The organism is Helicobacter pylori (assembly GCF_001998165.1).
GTDB lineage: Bacteria > Campylobacterota > Campylobacteria > Campylobacterales > Helicobacteraceae > Helicobacter > Helicobacter pylori_DL.
The window spans coordinates 1-17,095 of record NZ_MTWR01000034.1 but is presented as its reverse complement, the minus strand read 5'-3'; the positions used below and the strand labels follow the sequence as shown (position 1 = coordinate 17,095).

The 17,095-nt window shown below is 39.1% G+C and carries 16 protein-coding genes and 4 pseudogenes; 19 read left to right on the top strand and 1 reads right to left on the bottom strand.

Features of this window, described 5'->3' with window-relative positions:
• Window positions 1-121: pseudogene (locus BZK24_RS04750) on the bottom strand (CCA tRNA nucleotidyltransferase); the annotation flags it as partial.
• 205 nt (window positions 122-326) lie between these two features.
• Between BZK24_RS04750 and BZK24_RS09610 the strand changes: the two are divergent.
• The 19 genes and pseudogenes from BZK24_RS09610 to BZK24_RS04655 form a co-directional block, all read left to right on the top strand.
• Window positions 327-1,018 (top strand): annotated as a pseudogene (locus BZK24_RS09610) (BsaWI family type II restriction enzyme).
• A complete protein-coding gene (locus BZK24_RS04740) occupies window positions 1,015-1,773 on the top strand; it encodes a DNA-methyltransferase (protein ID WP_077656735.1) in 759 nt (252 codons plus the stop codon). Before BZK24_RS09610 ends, BZK24_RS04740 begins: the two are co-directional and overlap by 4 nt.
• Before the next feature lie 73 nt (window positions 1,774-1,846).
• Window positions 1,847-4,417, top strand: coding sequence for an ATP-dependent Clp protease ATP-binding subunit (locus BZK24_RS04735; RefSeq protein WP_077656734.1), 2,571 nt, complete (start codon window positions 1,847-1,849; stop codon window positions 4,415-4,417).
• A gap of 55 nt (window positions 4,418-4,472) precedes the next feature.
• Window positions 4,473-5,192 carry a cytochrome c biogenesis protein CcdA gene (locus BZK24_RS04730; protein WP_171972399.1) on the top strand — a complete coding sequence of 240 codons (720 nt, stop codon included), beginning with the start codon at window positions 4,473-4,475 and terminating at the stop codon, window positions 5,190-5,192.
• Between the two features lie 9 nt (window positions 5,193-5,201).
• Entirely contained in the window at window positions 5,202-6,338 is a 1,137-nt protein-coding gene (locus tag BZK24_RS04725) for an amidohydrolase family protein (RefSeq protein ID WP_077652556.1), read from the top strand.
• Entirely contained in the window at window positions 6,323-7,552 is a 1,230-nt protein-coding gene (locus tag BZK24_RS04720) for an adenosine deaminase (protein WP_077656732.1), read from the top strand. Before BZK24_RS04725 ends, BZK24_RS04720 begins: the two co-directional genes overlap by 16 nt.
• A gap of 60 nt (window positions 7,553-7,612) precedes the next feature.
• Window positions 7,613-7,855, top strand: coding sequence for a nuclease (locus tag BZK24_RS04715; protein WP_000780044.1), 243 nt, complete (start codon window positions 7,613-7,615; stop codon window positions 7,853-7,855).
• 9 nt (window positions 7,856-7,864) lie between these two features.
• Window positions 7,865-9,178, top strand: a complete 1,314-nt coding sequence (gene miaB / locus BZK24_RS04710) for a tRNA (N6-isopentenyl adenosine(37)-C2)-methylthiotransferase MiaB (RefSeq protein ID WP_077656731.1) — start codon at window positions 7,865-7,867, stop codon at window positions 9,176-9,178.
• Between the two features lie 33 nt (window positions 9,179-9,211).
• On the top strand, window positions 9,212-9,865 hold the full coding sequence (locus BZK24_RS04705) for a lysophospholipid acyltransferase family protein (RefSeq protein WP_000053551.1): 654 nt from the start codon (window positions 9,212-9,214) through the stop codon (window positions 9,863-9,865).
• Entirely contained in the window at window positions 9,858-10,841 is a 984-nt protein-coding gene (pilM, locus tag BZK24_RS04700) for a PilM family protein (RefSeq protein ID WP_077656730.1), read from the top strand. Before BZK24_RS04705 ends, pilM begins: the two co-directional genes overlap by 8 nt.
• On the top strand, window positions 10,831-11,364 hold the full coding sequence (locus BZK24_RS04695) for a PilN family protein (RefSeq protein ID WP_077656736.1): 534 nt from the start codon (window positions 10,831-10,833) through the stop codon (window positions 11,362-11,364). The genes pilM and BZK24_RS04695 overlap by 11 nt, the downstream gene beginning before the upstream one ends.
• Window positions 11,361-11,900, top strand: coding sequence for a PilO family protein (pilO, locus tag BZK24_RS04690; protein WP_000803125.1), 540 nt, complete (start codon window positions 11,361-11,363; stop codon window positions 11,898-11,900). Before BZK24_RS04695 ends, pilO begins: the two co-directional genes overlap by 4 nt.
• A 15-nt stretch (window positions 11,901-11,915) precedes the next feature.
• Window positions 11,916-12,314 carry a YkgJ family cysteine cluster protein gene (locus BZK24_RS04685; protein WP_001150534.1) on the top strand — a complete coding sequence of 133 codons (399 nt, stop codon included), beginning with the start codon at window positions 11,916-11,918 and terminating at the stop codon, window positions 12,312-12,314.
• A gap of 36 nt (window positions 12,315-12,350) precedes the next feature.
• The gene (locus BZK24_RS04680; protein ID WP_077656729.1) at window positions 12,351-13,646 is read left to right on the top strand and encodes a tetratricopeptide repeat protein; all 1,296 of its coding nucleotides are present in this window, start codon (window positions 12,351-12,353) and stop codon (window positions 13,644-13,646) included.
• On the top strand, window positions 13,634-14,191 hold the full coding sequence (locus tag BZK24_RS04675; RefSeq protein WP_001155673.1) for a beta/alpha barrel domain-containing protein: 558 nt from the start codon (window positions 13,634-13,636) through the stop codon (window positions 14,189-14,191). Before BZK24_RS04680 ends, BZK24_RS04675 begins: the two co-directional genes overlap by 13 nt.
• 55 nt (window positions 14,192-14,246) lie before the next feature.
• A complete protein-coding gene (locus tag BZK24_RS04670; protein WP_000055463.1) occupies window positions 14,247-14,501 on the top strand; it encodes a YfhL family 4Fe-4S dicluster ferredoxin in 255 nt (84 codons plus the stop codon).
• A gap of 9 nt (window positions 14,502-14,510) precedes the next feature.
• On the top strand, window positions 14,511-15,965 hold the full coding sequence (locus BZK24_RS04665; protein ID WP_077656728.1) for a Ppx/GppA family phosphatase: 1,455 nt from the start codon (window positions 14,511-14,513) through the stop codon (window positions 15,963-15,965).
• Window positions 15,962-16,882, top strand: a pseudogene (gene waaC / locus BZK24_RS04660) (lipopolysaccharide heptosyltransferase I); the annotation flags it as partial. The gene BZK24_RS04665 and the pseudogene waaC, both read left to right, overlap by 4 nt.
• Window positions 16,876-17,095 (top strand): annotated as a pseudogene (locus BZK24_RS04655) (ThiF family adenylyltransferase); the annotation flags it as partial. The pseudogenes waaC and BZK24_RS04655, both read left to right, overlap by 7 nt.

Below are 17,095 nucleotides of genomic sequence, written 5' to 3'. Positions count from 1 at the left end.
TCTGCCCTTTAAAAGGATCAATCAACCCTTTTGTAGGGCTATAAGCGATCGCATTCATGCTAAAATCGCGCCGCTTTAAATCGTCTGTTAAATGAGCGCTAAAAACCAATTCTTTAGGCTTTAGTGCTTGATAGCTTTCTGTAATGAAGTTTCTGTCAATGGGTTCAAAGCACCCCTTATTAAAAAATCCTAAAGACTGATTTAAAAATTGCATATCTGACCCTTGATTAAATTATGTCAATATTATAGCTTGTTTCAAACGCCAGCCATTATCAAAAAGTTTTGTATTATAATTTGATTGATTCCTGTTGATTAAGGTGTTTGGATTGGGTTTAGCGGATATTATTTTAGAGCGTTTTAAAGATTTTATGAGAGGACAACCTGAGCCTTACAAGTTTTTGCAGGTTTTTTACGCGCAAGAAAAAGAACGCTTTTTGAATAGTAAGATTAGCGATTATATCAAGCAAAATAAAAGCAAGGAAGAGGCCAGCATTTTGGCCAGACAAGGCTTTGTCAGCGCGGTTGGAAGAGCGTTATAAAAAATCATAGAACTTTTATTAAAAGATTTTTGTATTAAAAACAATGTCAAAATGACGAACGATAAGATCTTAAGGGCTAAGTGCATTAATGGCGAGTTGGATAAGGTCAAACGGGCTTTATTGGTGCATTTTGGAGAGTATAGCGTCTTACCTGATGGAGATATAATTCTTTATCAAACCAACAAGGATAATGTCAAAATCCTAGCGATTTTATCGGTAAAAAATTCGTTTAGAGAGCGTTTCACAGAAACGCCTTATTGGAAATTAAAGCTTTTGCAATCGCCTATAACTTCTCACATTAAAGTCTTTATGATAACACCGGATAACGATGATGAAATCAGTTTTAAAAACAAGCCTAAAAAAGCATTGTCATGGAGCATGAATTAGATGGCCTCTATTTAGCCAAAAGCCATTTTGATCAAAGCCCTAAAATTAAGGGCATAGAAAATTTATTAGAAGATTTAAAAAGGCTTTTATGAAACCTTATTTCAGTTTGGAAAAATTGGATTTATACCATGGCGATGCAAGCGTTTTAGAGACTTTTGAAAAAGGTTTTTATGATTTATGCATCACTTCACCGCCCTATAATTTGAGCATTGAATATCAAGGGAGCAACGATTTTAGGGCTTATGATGATTATTTGAATTGGTGTAAAAATTGGCTTAAAAATTGTTATTTTTGGGGTAAGGAGCAGGCGAGATTGTGCTTGAATGTCCCATTAGATACGAATAAACATGGCAAGCAAAGTTTGGGGGCTGATATTACTATAGTGGCTAAAGAATGCGGTTGGAAATACCAAAATACGATCATTTGGAATGAAAGCAATATTTCAAGACGCACCGCTTGGGGGAGTTGGCTGCAAGCTAGCGCGCCTTATGCGATCGCTCCTGTGGAGTTGATCGTTGTTTTTTATAAAAACGAATACAAACGAAAAAAACAAACTTCTACGATGAGTAAAGAGGAATTTTTACTCTACACGAATGGGCTTTGGAATTTTAGCGGCGAGTCTAAAAAGCGCTTAAAGCACCCAGCCCCATTCCCAAGGGAATTACCCAGGCGTTGCATCCAATTGTTTTCTTTTTTGGAAGACACGATTTTTGATCCTTTTAGCGGCTCTGGCACGACTATTTTAGAGGCCAATGCTTTAGGGCGTTTTAGCGTGGGTTTAGAGATTGAAAAAGAATATTGCGAGTTGTCTAAAAAGCGTATTTTGGAGAGTTTGTCATTAGTGTGAGCGTTTTAAAAACCTTTGAGGGTTAAAATAGTGTAAAATAGTAAAGATTTTACAACTCAAAAAAGGATTGATAATGAATTTATTTGAAAAAATGACTGACCAATTGCATGAGACTTTAGACAGCGCGCTCGCTTTAGCCTTGCACCATAAAAACGCTGAAGTAACGCCCTTGCACATGCTTTTTGCCATGCTTAATAACTCCCAAGGCATTCTCCTTCAAGCCTTACAAAAAATGCCTGTGGATATTGAAGCTTTAAAACTTAGCGTTCAAAGCGAGTTGAATAAGTTCGCTAAAGTTTCACAAATCAGCAAGCAAAACATCCAATTAAACCAAGCTTTAATCCAAAGTTTAGAAAACGCTCAAGGTTTGATGGCTAAAAGGGGCGATTCTTTCATCGCTACCGATGTGTATCTTTTGGCGAATATGAGCCTTTTTGAAAGCGTTCTAAAGCCTTATTTAGACACTAAGGAATTGCAAAAAACTTTAGAATCTTTAAGAAAAGGTGCGACTATCCAAGGTAAAAACGACGATTCCAATTTGGAAAGTTTAGAAAAATTTGGCATTGATTTGATGCAAAAAGCCCTAGAAAATAAGCTGGATCCCGTGATCGGAAGAGATGAAGAAATCATTCGCATGATGCAAATTTTGATCAGAAAAACAAAAAATAACCCTATTTTACTAGGTGAGCCTGGAGTGGGGAAAACGGCTGTTGTGGAAGGGTTAGCCCAACGCATTGTGAATAAGGAAGTGCCTAAAACGCTTTTAAACAAACGAGTTATCGCTTTAGATCTAAGCTTATTGGTGGCTGGGGCGAAATACAGAGGCGAGTTTGAAGAGCGCCTGAAAAAGGTGATTGAAGAAGTTAAAAAAAGCGCGAATGTGATTTTATTCATTGATGAAATCCATACGATTGTGGGGGCTGGGGCTAGTGAGGGGGGCATGGATGCGGCCAATATTTTAAAACCTGCGCTTGCTAGGGGGGAATTGCACACGATTGGAGCGACCACTTTAAAAGAATACCGCAAGTATTTTGAAAAAGACATGGCGTTACAAAGGCGTTTCCAACCCATTTTACTCAATGAGCCTAGCATCAATGAAGCTTTACAGATTTTAAGGGGGTTGAAAGAAACTTTAGAAACGCACCATAATATCACCATCAATGACTCCGCGCTCGTAGCGAGCGCTAAACTCTCTAGCCGTTATATCACCGATAGGTTTTTACCCGATAAAGCGATTGATTTGATTGATGAGGGGGCGGCTCAATTAAAAATGCAAATGGAATCAGAGCCGGCCAAACTCTCTAGCGTTAAGCGCTCCATCCAAAGACTGGAAATGGAAAAACAAGCCCTTGAAATGGAAAAAAAAGAGAGCAATGCCAAACGCATGCAAGAAATCCTTAAAGAATTGAGCGATTTGAAAGAAGAAAAAATCCAATTAGAAGCGCAATTTGAAAACGAAAAAGAAGTGTTCAAAGAAATTTCACGCTTGAAAATGGAAATGGAAAGCTTGAAAAAAGAGGCTGAGAGGTTTAAGCGCAATGGGGATTACCAGCAAGCGGGCGAAATTGAATACTCTAAAATCCCTGAAAATAAAAAGAAAGAAGAAGAATTGCAGCATAAATGGGAAGCGATGCAACAAAACGGGGCGTTGTTGCAAAACGCTTTAACCGAAAACAACATCGCTGAGATCGTGAGCCAATGGACGCACATCCCGGTCCAAAAAATGCTCCAAAGCGAAAAAAATAGGGTTTTAAACATTGAAAGCGAATTGCAAAAAAGAGTGGTGGGGCAAGAAAAAGCAATTAAAGCGATCGCTAAAGCGATTAAAAGGAATAAGGCCGGGCTTAGCGATAGCAATAAACCTATAGGGAGTTTCCTCTTTTTAGGGCCAACAGGCGTGGGTAAAACCGAGAGCGCTAAAGCTTTGGCGCAATTCTTGTTTGATAGCGATAAAAACCTTATACGAATTGACATGAGCGAATATTTGGAAAAGCACGCTATCAGCCGTCTTATTGGGGCCGCTCCTGGGTATGTGGGCTATGAAGAAGGCGGGCAATTAACCGAAGCGGTGCGCAGAAAGCCTTATAGCGTGGTGTTATTAGATGAAGTGGAAAAAGCCCATCCGGATGTGTTTAACCTTTTGTTGCAGGTTTTAGATGAAGGGCATTTAACCGATAGTAAGGGCGTGAGGGTGGATTTCAAAAACACGATTTTGATTTTAACCAGCAATGTGGCTAGCGGCGTGCTTTTGGAAGAAAATTTGAGTGAAGCCGACAAACAAAAAGCGATTAAAGAGAGCTTGAGGCAATTTTTCAAGCCGGAATTTTTAAACCGCTTAGATGAAATCATCTCCTTTAACGCTCTAGATAGTCATGCTATCATTAATATCGTGGGGATACTCTTTGAAAACATTCAAAAAAAAGTGCTTGAAAGGGGCATTAATATAACCCTAGACGAAAAGGCAAAAGAATTGATCGCCGAAGCGGGATTTGACAGATTTTATGGCGCTAGACCCTTAAAGCGTGCGCTTTATGAAATGGTAGAAGACAAGCTCGCTGAACTCATTTTAGAGGATAAAATTAAAGAGAATGGCAGCGTGGCGTTTGTGGTAGAAAATAACGAGATTGTGCCTAAGATTAAGTGAAGTTTGGTTATCCTAAAAAATATAAGAAATGGTTATTTTAAAAAAGGATTGAATGATGTTTGATAACACGCTTGTTAATCTCTTTGACACAGCACCTCTTTTAACTTCGCTTCTAGCTGGGATTTTAACTTTTTTAAGCCCTTGCGTGTTGCCTTTGATCCCAGCGTATATGTCTTATATTTCTCAAATTTCTTTAGAGGATATTAAAGATGGTAAGGCTAAAAGGGTTTCGGTTTTTTTAAAATCCTTGATGTTTGTGGTAGGGTTTTCGCTCGTGTTTTTGGGCGTGGGCATGTCTATGGCCAAGCTTATCCATAGCTTTTCGTTTGCCTGGGTGAATTATATCGCTGGGGGGATTGTGATCCTTTTTGGTTTGCATTTTTTGGGCGTGTTTCGTTTTGCATTTTTGTATAAGACTCAAAGCGTTCGTTTAGCGAGCAAATCTAATAGCATGCAACGCTTTTACCCCTTTCTTTTGGGCATGAGTTTCGCTTTAGGTTGGACGCCATGCATCGGACCGATATTTACTTCTATAGTGATCATGAGCGCGAGTAAGGACGCTTATGGTTTAATCCTTATGGTGGTGTTTGTAATGGGCTTGGCGATCCCTTTTTTATTGGTGGCTTTAATGCTAGAAAGAGCGCTTTTGTTTTTAAAATCCTTAAGGAAATACAACCGCGCGATTGAAATTGTTTCGGGGTTGGTGCTTATTTTAATGGGAATATTGATCATGACAAATTCTTTAGAAAGCCTGACTAACTTTTTACAAAATTAGGAGGGTTTGATGCTGTTAAAAAACGCTTCGTTTTATGATGATGAGGTTTTAAAAAGAGCGGATATCCGCTTAAAAGATTCCCTCATTACAGAGATTGAAGAAAACTTAAACCCTGTTAATAATGAAGAAGTGGTTGAGTGCGATAAATTATTCGTGCTACCAAGCTTCATTGATTTGAGCGTTACTTGTTTGGAGGGTTATGAAAATTTAAAACAAAAGGCTTTTAAAGGGGGGGTAGGGTTACTCAACGTTTTTAATGGCGATCAAAGCGGCATTAAAAATATCATGGCGCTCAAAAACAACCAACTAGCCGACATCGCCACGCTTAAAAATAAAGGGGGGGAAATTTTAATCGCGCCATCTGACGCTTTTTTAGAACTCATCAGCCACTACGCCAAATCCTACAACTTGCCTCTTTTAATTTCTTTAGAAAATTCTTTTGAAGCCCTAAATAGTGGGGCATTAGCCTATGAATTGGGGCAGAATTTTGTAGACAATGCGTTGGAAAACACGCGCTTGGTGCGTTTCATGGAAGTTTCTAGAGCGTTACAAATCCCCATGCTTTTAGATAAAGTGAATAGCACTACCACGCTCAAACTCATCAAAGCCTTTAACGATTTAGGGGCGCGTTTGCAAGCCCAAACGCCCTTAAGCCATTTGATCTTAGATGAGAGCGTGTATGAAGATTATGAGCCACGATTTAAAATCGCCCCTCCTTTAAGGGATAAGGAAGGTCAAAACGCCCTAAAAGAAGCCCTAAAAAATAACGAAATCGCCATGCTCACAAGCCTTCATGCTTCTAAAAATTCTAACGCACAGCTTTTTGAAGAAAGCGCGTTTGGGTGCGAGAGCATAGAGGACGCTTTTAGCGTGGCTTACACTTTTTTAGTCCAAAAAAAGGTCATTAGTTTCCAACAGCTCATTAAAGTCATGGCAATCAATCAAGCGAAGTTTTTAAAACTCAATGCAGGCGAGGTTAAAGAAAACCAATTAGCCAATCTCATGATTGTAGATCTAAACGCTCAAACAAGAGTGAGTAATCAAAATTCGCCCTTTTATGGTTTGGAATTGTATGGCGAAGTGCAAAGAATGATCTTAAAAGGGCAAACCACATTGATTAAGGAGAATGCATGCAAGAAATCATAGGAGCGTCTTTAGTTTTTTTATGCAATGAAAAATGCGAAGTGTTAGAAGATTGTGGCGTGGTCTTTGATGAAAAGATTGTTGAAATAGGCGATTATCACAATTTAACGCTTAAATACCCCCACTTAAAGGCGCAGTTTTTTGAAAATTCCGTTCTGTTGCCCGCTTTCATCAACGCGCACACCCATTTTGAATTTTCCAACAACAAGGCGAGTTTTGATTATGGGAGTTTTTCTAGTTGGTTAGGGAGCGTGTTAAACAATGGGGGGGCGATTTTAGAAAATTGCCAAGGGGCTATTCAAAACGCCATCGCTGTGCAATTAAAAAGCGGGGTGGGGAGCGTGGGGGCGATTTCTAACCACTTGATAGAAGTTAATTTGTTAAAAGAAAGCCCCTTGAGCGCTGTCGTGTTTTTAGAGTTTTTAGGGAGCAGCTATTCTTTAGAAAAATTAAAAGCGTTTGAGGCCAAATTTAAAGAATTAAAAGATTTAGAAGATAAAAAGCTTAAAGCGGCTTTGGCTGTGCATGCCCCTTATTCGGTCCAAAAAGACATGGCTTTGAGCGTCATCCAATTGGCCAAAGATTCACAAAGCCTACTTTCTACGCATTTTTTAGAATCGCTTGAAGAATTAGAATGGGTGGAAAATTCTAAAGGGTGGTTTGAAAATTTTTACCAGCGTTTTTTAAAAGAGTCTAATTTCAAATCGCTCTATAAGGGCGCGAACGATTACATTGACATGTTTAAAGACACGCACACTTTATTCGTGCATAACCAGTTCGCTTCTTTGGAAGCGTTAAAAAGGATTAAATCTCAAGTCAAAAACGCTTTTTTAATCACATGCCCCTTTTCTAACCGCTTGTTGAGTGGGAAAGCGTTGGATTTAGAGAGAGCTAAAGAAGCCGGTTTGAGCGTGAGCGTGGCCACTGATGGCTTGAGTTCTAACATTTCTTTGAGTCTTTTAGACGAATTAAGGGCGTTCTTGCTCACCTATAACATGCCGTTATTAGAATTAGCTAAAATAGCTCTTTTAGGGGCGACTAGGCATGGGGCTAAAGCTTTAGCTTTGAATAATGGCGAGATAGAAGCCAACAAAAGGGCGGATTTGAGCGTGTTTGGTTTTAATGAAAAATTCATTAAAGAGCAAGCGATCTTGCAATTTTTATTGCATGCTAAAGAAGTGGAGTGCTTGTTTTTAGGGGGGAAAAGGGTGATCTAATTTGTTTTAAAGACAGAATGCGTTAAAATGGGAAATCCAAATCAATTAAGGAAAGAGTCAATGAAATTAGTTTTAGCCAAGAATACGAGAAAATCAGACGCTAAGAGCGTGGAGTTAGAGGATTTGTACCACAAATTCAGTGAAGACAAGCGTTCTATTTTCTATTTTGCCCCCACAAACGCCCATAAAGACATGCTCAAAGCAGTGGATTTTTTCAAGGAAAAAGGTCATACGGCTTATTTAGATGAGGTGAGGGTCAGCACTGATGAAAAAGATTTTCTTTATGAATTGCACATTATTTAAAGGCTTGTATTGAAAGTTTATATTGAAACCATGGGTTGTGCCATGAATTCTAGGGATAGCGAGCATCTACTAAGCGAACTATCCAAACTGGATTACAAAGAGACTGACGACCCTAAAATGGCGGATTTGATTTTAATCAACACTTGCAGCGTGCGCGAAAAGCCTGAACGGAAATTGTTTTCAGAAATCGGCCAATTCGCTAAAATCAAAAAACCCAACGCCAAAATCGGGGTTTGCGGGTGCACTGCAAGCCACATGGGAGCGGATATTTTGAAAAAAGCCCCAAGCGTGAGCTTTGTGTTAGGGGCTAGGAATGTGTCTAAAATCTCTCAAGTGATCCATAAAGAAAAGGCCGTTGAAGTGGCGATTGATTATGATGAAAGCGCGTATGCGTTTGAATTTTTTGAAAAAAAGGCTCAAATCCGATCGCTATTAAACATCTCTATAGGGTGCGATAAAAAATGCGCTTATTGCATTGTCCCGCACACTAGGGGCAAAGAAATTTCTATCCCTATGGATTTGATTTTAAAAGAAGCTGAGAAATTAGCGAATAACGGCACTAAAGAGCTCATGCTTTTAGGGCAGAATGTGAATAATTACGGCGTTCGTTTCAGTAGCGAGCATGCGAAAGTGGATTTTAGCGATTTGTTGGATAAATTGAGCGAAATTCAAGGCATTGAGAGGATACGATTCACTTCGCCTCACCCCTTGCACATGAATGATGCATTTTTAGAGCGCTTTGCCAAAAACCCTAAAGTGTGTAAGAGTATCCATATGCCCTTACAGAGCGGATCTAGCGCGGTGTTAAAGATGATGCGAAGAGGTTATAGTAAAGAGTGGTTTTTAAATAGGGTGGAGAGATTGAAAGCTTTAGTGCCTGAAGTGGGCATTAGCACGGATATTATCGTAGGCTTTCCTAATGAGAGCGATAAGGATTTTGAAGACACGATGGAGGTGCTAGAAAAAGTGCGCTTTGACACGCTCTATAGTTTTATTTATTCCCCACGCCCTTTCACGGAAGCGGGAGCTTGGAAAGAAAGAGTGCCATTAGAGGTTTCATCTTCAAGGTTAGAGAGGTTGCAAAATAGGCACAAAGAAATTTTAGAAGAAAAAGCCAAGTTGGAAGTGGGCAAAACGCATGTGGTGTTGGTGGAAAATAGGCGTGAAATGGATGATCAAATCGTGGGTTTTGAAGGGCGCAGCGATACGGGGAAATTCATTGAAGTAACTTGTAAGGAAAAAAGAAACCCGGGTGAGCTTGTAAAAGTGGAGATTATCTCTCATTCCAAAGGGCGCTTGATAGCGGCCATTAAAGGCAACTAAACACCCCATAAAGAGCAGGTTTAAAGGCGAGAATTGAGCTTAAAATTTTTCAGGAAAAATATCGTTTTAAAGGTTGTCCCTCGTTTGGCGTTTGGAGTCCTTTGGTTGTTGCATAAAACTTGTAAAAACCGCTATTTTTTAGCTCAAAACTTAAAAGAAAAACCCTTTATTGTAAGCTGTTGGCATGGGGAGCTTGGCATGATCGGGTTTGCGTATTTAAGGCTTCAAAAACCTTCTGTTTATGTGATCGCAAGCCAGCATTTTGACGGATCTATTGCGGCTGGTTTGTTTGAAAGCTTTGGTTTTAAAAACATTAGAGGCTCTAGCAAAAAGGGGGGGGTTAAGGTTTTGATAGAAGGGCTTAAACGATTGAGAGAAGGTTGCGATGTCGCTATCACTCCTGATGGCCCTAAAGGCCCACGACACAGCATAGCGGATGGGGTGATCGCTTTAGCTCAAAAATCAGGCGTGGGGATTAGCGCTTGTCGGGTGGTTTGTAAAAACGCATGGCGGTTGAACACTTGGGATCAATTTGAAATCCCTAAGCCTTTTAGCGAAGTGCATTATTACATGCTAGAATCTGTAATCATCCCTAAAGAATGGGAACTTTCAAGGGCTAAAGAATATTTAAAGACGCGCATGGATTCTGTTGGATTTGAAGAATCTCAAAGGGGTTTGGGTGCTTAAAGGGTTAAAAAAAGCGTTTAAAGAGAGGTTTTGCTCTCAAGTGTATATCTCTTTTAATGTGGATCACAATCTTTTATCCGCTCAAATTTTAAGGGTTAAAAACCACCGCATTAAAGAGAAATTTTTTAAAACTTTTGAGACTAAAGTGGAGACTAAAAATGGTGAAGTCCCTATTCAAGCCTTAAAAATCGCCAGAACTTATAGCCAAAAATACCCCTACACTTATTTTAGCGCGATGAGTAAAGCTAAAGAGGTTTTATGCGAAAAGCAGGCGTTTGAACAAATCAAACAAGAAAATCAAGATTATCATGCTTGTGAAGTCAATCAAAAGTATTGCGTTTATGTGGAATCTAAGGATTTTTTAAAGGATTTCAAGCGTTTTAAAATCCAGGATGTGGATTTTTTGTTTTCGCCTTTTAGCCTTATTTATGATTTTGTGCGCGATCATTTAGAAAATAAGCCGTTGTTGTATTTGCTTTTGGAGCGTTCAAGGTTTTATTTTTTGATTGCGGATAAAAAAGAGATTTTTTTAGCCAAATCCGTGTTTTTAGAGGAGCAACCTGAAGAGTTTATAGAGAGCAAAGAAGAAGATTCTATGGGAATGGATAATGAGGCTGTGGATTTGTTTTTGAGTGAAATCCAAGAAGATATTGACAGCCTTGAAGAAGCGATAGGCCTAGACAGCAGTAAGGATAATAGCGAAAAAATAACAGAGGACGCTTATAGTTTGATTGAAGGCATGACGAATATCCCCTTAATTGCAGATGTTTTGCAAGAGGGATTGCGCAGCGTCTATCATTCTAGAGAGATAGACTTTGTAGAAAAAGTGGTTGTTTTAGACAGCTGTCAAATCCACCACAAAGCGTTAATGCATTTGCAAGAAACTTTGATGATAGAAGTGGATAGGCTTGATTTTTCTTTAGTGGAGCGCTTGAACATTTTAGCGCGCATGGAGAATGAAAAGTATGCGTTTTAGCTATATTGAGCCAAGAGCGAAATACCTTATCAGCAAGCTTTCTAAAATTTGGGTTTTTTACATTTTTTTATCTTTTGTGGTGATAGGGGGGTTAGTGTGGTTTATGCATAACGCCATTAAAAGCGCTCAAGACAACGCGTCTGATTTAACGATCCAAGAAAGGCTCTACCGCCATGAAATCAGCCGCTTGCAGGTTAAGACTGATGAAACCTTAAAACTCATTAAAGAAGCCAAAAAGCGTTTGAATTATAACGATGATATACGAGATGTTTTGCAAGGGCTTTTGAATATTGTGCCGGATTCCATCACTATTAATAGCATTGAAATAGACCAGCAAAGCGTGGTGGTTAGTGGTAAAACCCCTTCTAAAGAAGCCTTTTATTTTTTGTTTCAAAACAAACTAAACCCCATGTTTGATTATTCTAGGGCGGAATTTTTCCCCTTAAGTGATGGGTGGTTTAATTTTGTCTCCACCAACTTTTCTAATTCCTTACTGATAAAAAACCCGGAGTCTATTAAATGAAGCCATTGCATTTTTCACACTTAGACAGAGAGCAATCAGGCGATGTAGGGTTTATCATCAAAAACCTTGTTTTTTTAGGGGTTTTTTCCTTATTGGGTTGGCTCAATACTGAGTATTTTCTATGGCCTAGCATGCTGGAATTAAAAAAAATCCTTTTAGAAGAAAATCGTAAAAAAAGCGTTTTAGAATACGTGCAAAGGCATTTTGAAACAGCCCTAACAAACTATCGCAATCAAAAAGAAACCAGCGAATCCTTATTAAAGATTTTTAATGATGAAGAGTCCAGGCGGATTTTAGAAAAGATTTTAAAAAAATGTTTTGATGCCTATAAAATCAAACCCTTGCTCTCTCAAAACCCTCTTCAAAAAACCCAGTTTTTTATCATGGCCAGAGCGAGCGAATTGGAAAAAACCTATCTTTTTTTCACCTTAATCAACAAATATTTACCGAGCGCTCAAAGCCAATTGCCCTTAAAAATTTCTAAAGATGATGAAGGGCTGTTGGTGCAATTTAGCGTGAGTATTGATCTCCAATAGGATAGGGGTAGTTTAATGCAAGATTTTGATTTCAGTTTTAATCCTAAGGCATGCGAGGGTTGTGGGGCAAAGTGTTGCGTGGGGGAAAGCGGGTATATTTTTTTGAATATCCAAGAAATGCAACAAATTAGCGCTTTTTTAAAATTAGAATTAGAAGAATTCAGTCAAAAATACGTTAAAAAGGTGGGGTATAAGTTCTCTTTATTAGAAAAAGACGCTAAAGAGTTGGGTTTGGCGTGCGTGTTTTTGGATTTGGAGACGAAAAAATGCCAGATTTATAGCGTACGCCCTAAGCAATGCCAAACTTTTCCTTTTTGGGAGAGCGTGAAAACTTTCTCTAAAGAGCAAAAAAAGGCTTTTTGCCAAAGCTGTCCGGGCATCACACAAAAAACCAAAGAAACTAAAGTGCGCTAAAATTCACTTTAGTTACACAAAAAAGGAAATAAAATAATGGATATTCCAATAAAGAAAAGATTTTTAGCAAATTTATTGTTTTTGAGCTTGTTTTCTTGCCTTAAGGCTGAAACCCTTTCAGAAGACCATCAAATTTTATTGAGTTCAGACGCTTTCCATAGAGGGGATTTTGCCGCCGCTCAAAAAGGCTATATGAATCTTTACAAGCAAACCAATAAAGTGGTGTATGCTAAAGAAGCGGCCATTTCAGCGGCGAGTTTAGGGGACATTAAAACCGCTATGCATTTAGCCATGCTTTATCAAAAAATCACCAATAATCGTAATGATGTTTCTATCAATAAGATTTTAGTGGATGGCTATGCGCAAATGGGGCAGATTGATAAGGCGATTGAACTATTACACAAAATCCGTAAAGAAGAAAAGACCATAGCCACAGACAATGTGTTAGGGACTTTGTATTTGACTCAAAAGCGTTTGGATAAGGCTTTCCCGTTGTTGAATAAGTTTTATAACCAAGTGCATGATGAAGACAGCCTAGAAAAACTCATTACGATTTATTTTTTGCAAAACCGCAAAAAAGAAGGCTTAGACTTGTTGCAATCCCATATAGACAGGTATGGTTGCTCAGAGCAATTGTGCCAAAAAGCGCTCAACACCTTCACGCAATTTAACGAGCTTGATTTGGCTAAGACAACTTTCGCTCGTTTGTATGAAAAAAACCCTATTGTTCAAAACGCCCAATTTTACATAGGGGTATTAATCTTGTTAAAAGAGTTTGATAAGGCCCAGCAAATCGCAGAATTATTCCCCTTTGACAGGCGCTTATTGCTAGACTTATACACCGCGCAAAAAAAATTCGCTCAAGCTTCCAAACAGGCTTCTTTAATCTATCAAGAAAGAAAAGACCCTAAATTCTTAGGCTTAGAGGCGATTTATCATTATGAAAGCTTGAGCGCGAATAAGAAAAAGCTCACCAAAGAAGAGATGCTGCCTATCATTCAAAAATTAGAGCAAGCCACCAAAGAGCGCCAAGCTTGGCTTGCTAAAACTAAAGATAAAGAAGACGTGCAAGACGCTTTCTTTTATAATTTTTTAGGGTATTCCTTAATAGATTATGACATGGATATTAAAAGGGGCATGGATTTTGTGAGGAAAGCCTTAGCGTTGGATTCTGGATCAGTGCTTTATTTGGATTCTTTAGCATGGGGTTATTACAAATTGGGGAATTGCTTGGAGGCTAAAAAAATTTTTTCTAGCATCGCTAAAGAGTCTATCCAAGCCGAACCCGAATTGAAAGAACACAATAAGATCATTCAAGAATGCAAGAAATAGGGATTTTAGAAAATTTACAAAAAAGCTTAGCCTTAAAAGAGGGCATGCTTTCTTATGAAATGTTAGGTAAAAGCTTATCGTATAACCCTTACTTGCCTAGAATCATTCCTCAAATTAAAGATTGCGTTTTTGTAACCCCTGATGAGGTTTTAGAAAAGCTTTTGAAAGAAAACACCCGCACCGATTGCGTCATTGTCAATTTCAAAGGATTATACGAAATAGGCGCGCCAAGCGTGTTTGATTTAGAAGTTTTAGGGTTATTGCGCCGCCATGCGAGCTCTTTGATTATTCATCAGGATCTTTTCATCAGCCACTACCAGCTTTTAGAATCGCTTGTTCAAGGCTCTGATGGAGTTATTTTAGATGAAGAGCTTTTAAAAGAGGATTTAAAGGGCATGGTAGAATTCGCTTGGCGTTTGGGCTTGAGCGTGTTTGTAGAAACCCACAAGCCCGATTATACTCATTTAAAAGATTTAGGGGTTTTAGGCGTGTTGGAAAATAGCCCCCATTCTTATAATCAAAAAAAAATAGTCTTTTTAGATTGAATTTTAAGCTAATTTTGAGTAAAAATCGTATTCAAACTTTTTAAAGGAGTGAGTCATGTCATTATTGGTGAATGATGAATGCATTGCATGCGATGCTTGCAGAGAAGAATGCCCTAGTGAGGCGATTGAAGAGGGCGATCCCATTTATAATATTGATCCAGATCGATGCACGGAGTGTTACGGGTATGATGATGATGAGCCTCGTTGCGTGAGCGTATGCCCTGTAGATGCGATTTTACCGGATCCTAACAACGCAGAGAGCAAAGAGGAATTGAAATACAAATACGAAAGCTTAAAAGAGCAAGATTAAAGGCTAGCAATGGCTAAAATCACAACCGTGATTGATATAGGCTCTAATTCAGTGCGTTTGGCTATCTTTAAAAAGACGAGCCAGTTTGGGTTTTACTTGCTTTTTGAGACCAAATCTAGGGTTAGGGTTTCAGAGGGTTGTTATGCGTTTGATGGGGTTTTGCAAGAAATCCCCATGCAAAGAGCTATTAAAGCCTTGAGCGAATTTAAAGAAATCGCTCTCAAATACAAAAGCAAAAAAATCTTGTGCGTAGCGACCTCAGCGGTGCGCGATGCCCCTAACAGATTAGAGTTTGTAGCGAGAGTGAAAAAGGCTTGCGGTTTGCAAATCAAAATCATTGATGGGCAAAAAGAAGCGCTCTATGGCGGGATCGCGTGCGCGAATTTGTTGCATAAAAATTCAGGGATCACGATAGACATTGGAGGGGGTAGCACCGAGTGCGCGTTGATTGAAAAAGGTAAGATTAAGGACTTAATCTCGCTTGATGTTGGGACGATTCGCATTAAAGAAATGTTTTTGGATAAAGACTTAGATGTCAAATTGGTTAAAGCCTTTATCCAAAAAGAGGTCTCTAAATTGCCCTTTAAGCATAAAAACGCCTTTGGGGTGGGGGGGACGATCAGGGCGTTGAGTAAGATACTCATGAAACGCTTTGATTACCCTATTGATTCTTTGCATGGTTATGAAATAGATGCACATAAAAATTTAGCGTTCATTGAAAAAATCGTCATGCTCAAAGAAGATCAATTACGGCTTTTAGGGGTGAATGAAGAGCGTTTGGATAGCATTAGGAGCGGGGCGTTGATTCTATCAGTCGTTTTGGAGCATTTAAAAACTTCTTTGATGATCACTAGTGGGGTAGGGGTGAGAGAAGGCGTGTTTTTAAGCGATTTATTGCGCCACCATTACCATAAATTCCCCCCCAATATCAACCCCTCTCTCATCTCTTTAAAAGATCGCTTTTTGCCCCATGAAAAGCACAGCCAAAAGGTCAAAAAAGAATGCGTGAAATTGTTTGAAGCCTTGTCGCCTTTGCATAAAATAGATGAAAAATACCTTTTCCATTTAAAGATTGCGGGGGAATTAGCGAGCATGGGTAAGATTTTAAGCGTCTATTTAGCCCACAAGCACAGCGCGTATTTCATTTTAAACGCTTTGAGTTATGGCTTTAGCCACCAGGATAGGGCGATCATTTGTTTATTAGCGCAATTCAGCCATAAAAAAATCCCTAAAGACAACGCTATCGCCCACATGAGCGCGATGATGCCAAGCCTTTTAACCTTACAATGGCTGAGTTTTATCCTTTCTTTAGCCGAAAATTTGTGCCTGACAGACAGCCACCATTTAAAATACACGCTAGAAAAAAACAAGCTTGTGATCCATTCTAATGATGCGCTTTACTTGGCTAAAGAGATGCTCCCCAAACTCATTAAGCCCATTCCTTTGACGATAGAGTTTGCTTGAAAATAGCTATTGTCAGGCTTTCAGCGCTTGGGGATATTATCGTGAGTGCGGTGTTTTTAGCGGCTATTAAAGAGTGTCTGCCTAACGCCCAAATAGAATGGTTCGTGGATGAAAGATTTGGTGCGATTTTAGAGCATTCCCCCTATATTGATAAATTACACCCCATCGCTTTAAAAAGCGTGCTTACAACCTTTAACCCTTTGAAGATTTTCAAGCTTTTTAAATCTTTAAGGGCTTATGAATACGATATAATCATTGACATGCAAGGCCTAGTCAAATCCGCCCTCATCACGCAAATGTTGAAAGCCCCTAAAAAAGTCGGCTTTGATTACGCTTCGGCTAGAGAGGGTTTGAGCGCGTTTTTTTACTCGCAAAAAGTTTCCATCGCTTATGATGAGCCTATTTTAAAGCGCAATTTCACGCTCCTATCCCATGCCCTAAACTTGCCAGAAAAAGAAATTTCAGAGGGCTTAAGCTCTAGATTTAAAGTGTTTTCTTGCCAAGATTCTCCAAAAATCAATGCGTTAAATTTGAATCAAAATAAGCCTAAAATCCTTTTTGTTTTAGAAACTTCTAAAATCAATAAAACTTACCCCACAGAGCGCTTTAAAGAGCTGGCGTTAGCGTTAGAAAATTTTCAAATTTGCTTGTTATGGCATGCTGATGAAAAAAAAGCGGCCGTGCTTTATCACGCTTTAAAACACCAGCGCGATGTGTTATTGCTCCCTAAACTCACTTTAAACGAAGTTAAGGCGTTGCTCTTTAAAATGGATGTGATTATTGGGGGCGATACGGGTATCACGCATTTAGCATGGGCGTTGCAAAAACCCAGTATCACCCTTTATGGCAACACGCCTATGGAGCGTTTTAAATTAGAAAGCCCGATCAATGTTTCGCTCACCGGTAATTCAAACGCCAAATTATCCATTCACAGGATTTTTTAAACCAACCTAAAACCTCTAGCGCGAAAGCCCGCTTAAAACAACTCAATGCTGGAATTGAAATAGAAACCTTTGAAGAACGCTTTAAGGCCCATAACGCTCTTCCTCTCATAGAGCCTTCCGCTTTTATCATAAACGCCACGGACAATTTTAACGCTAAATTCTTGATCAATGACGCTTGCGTGTTAC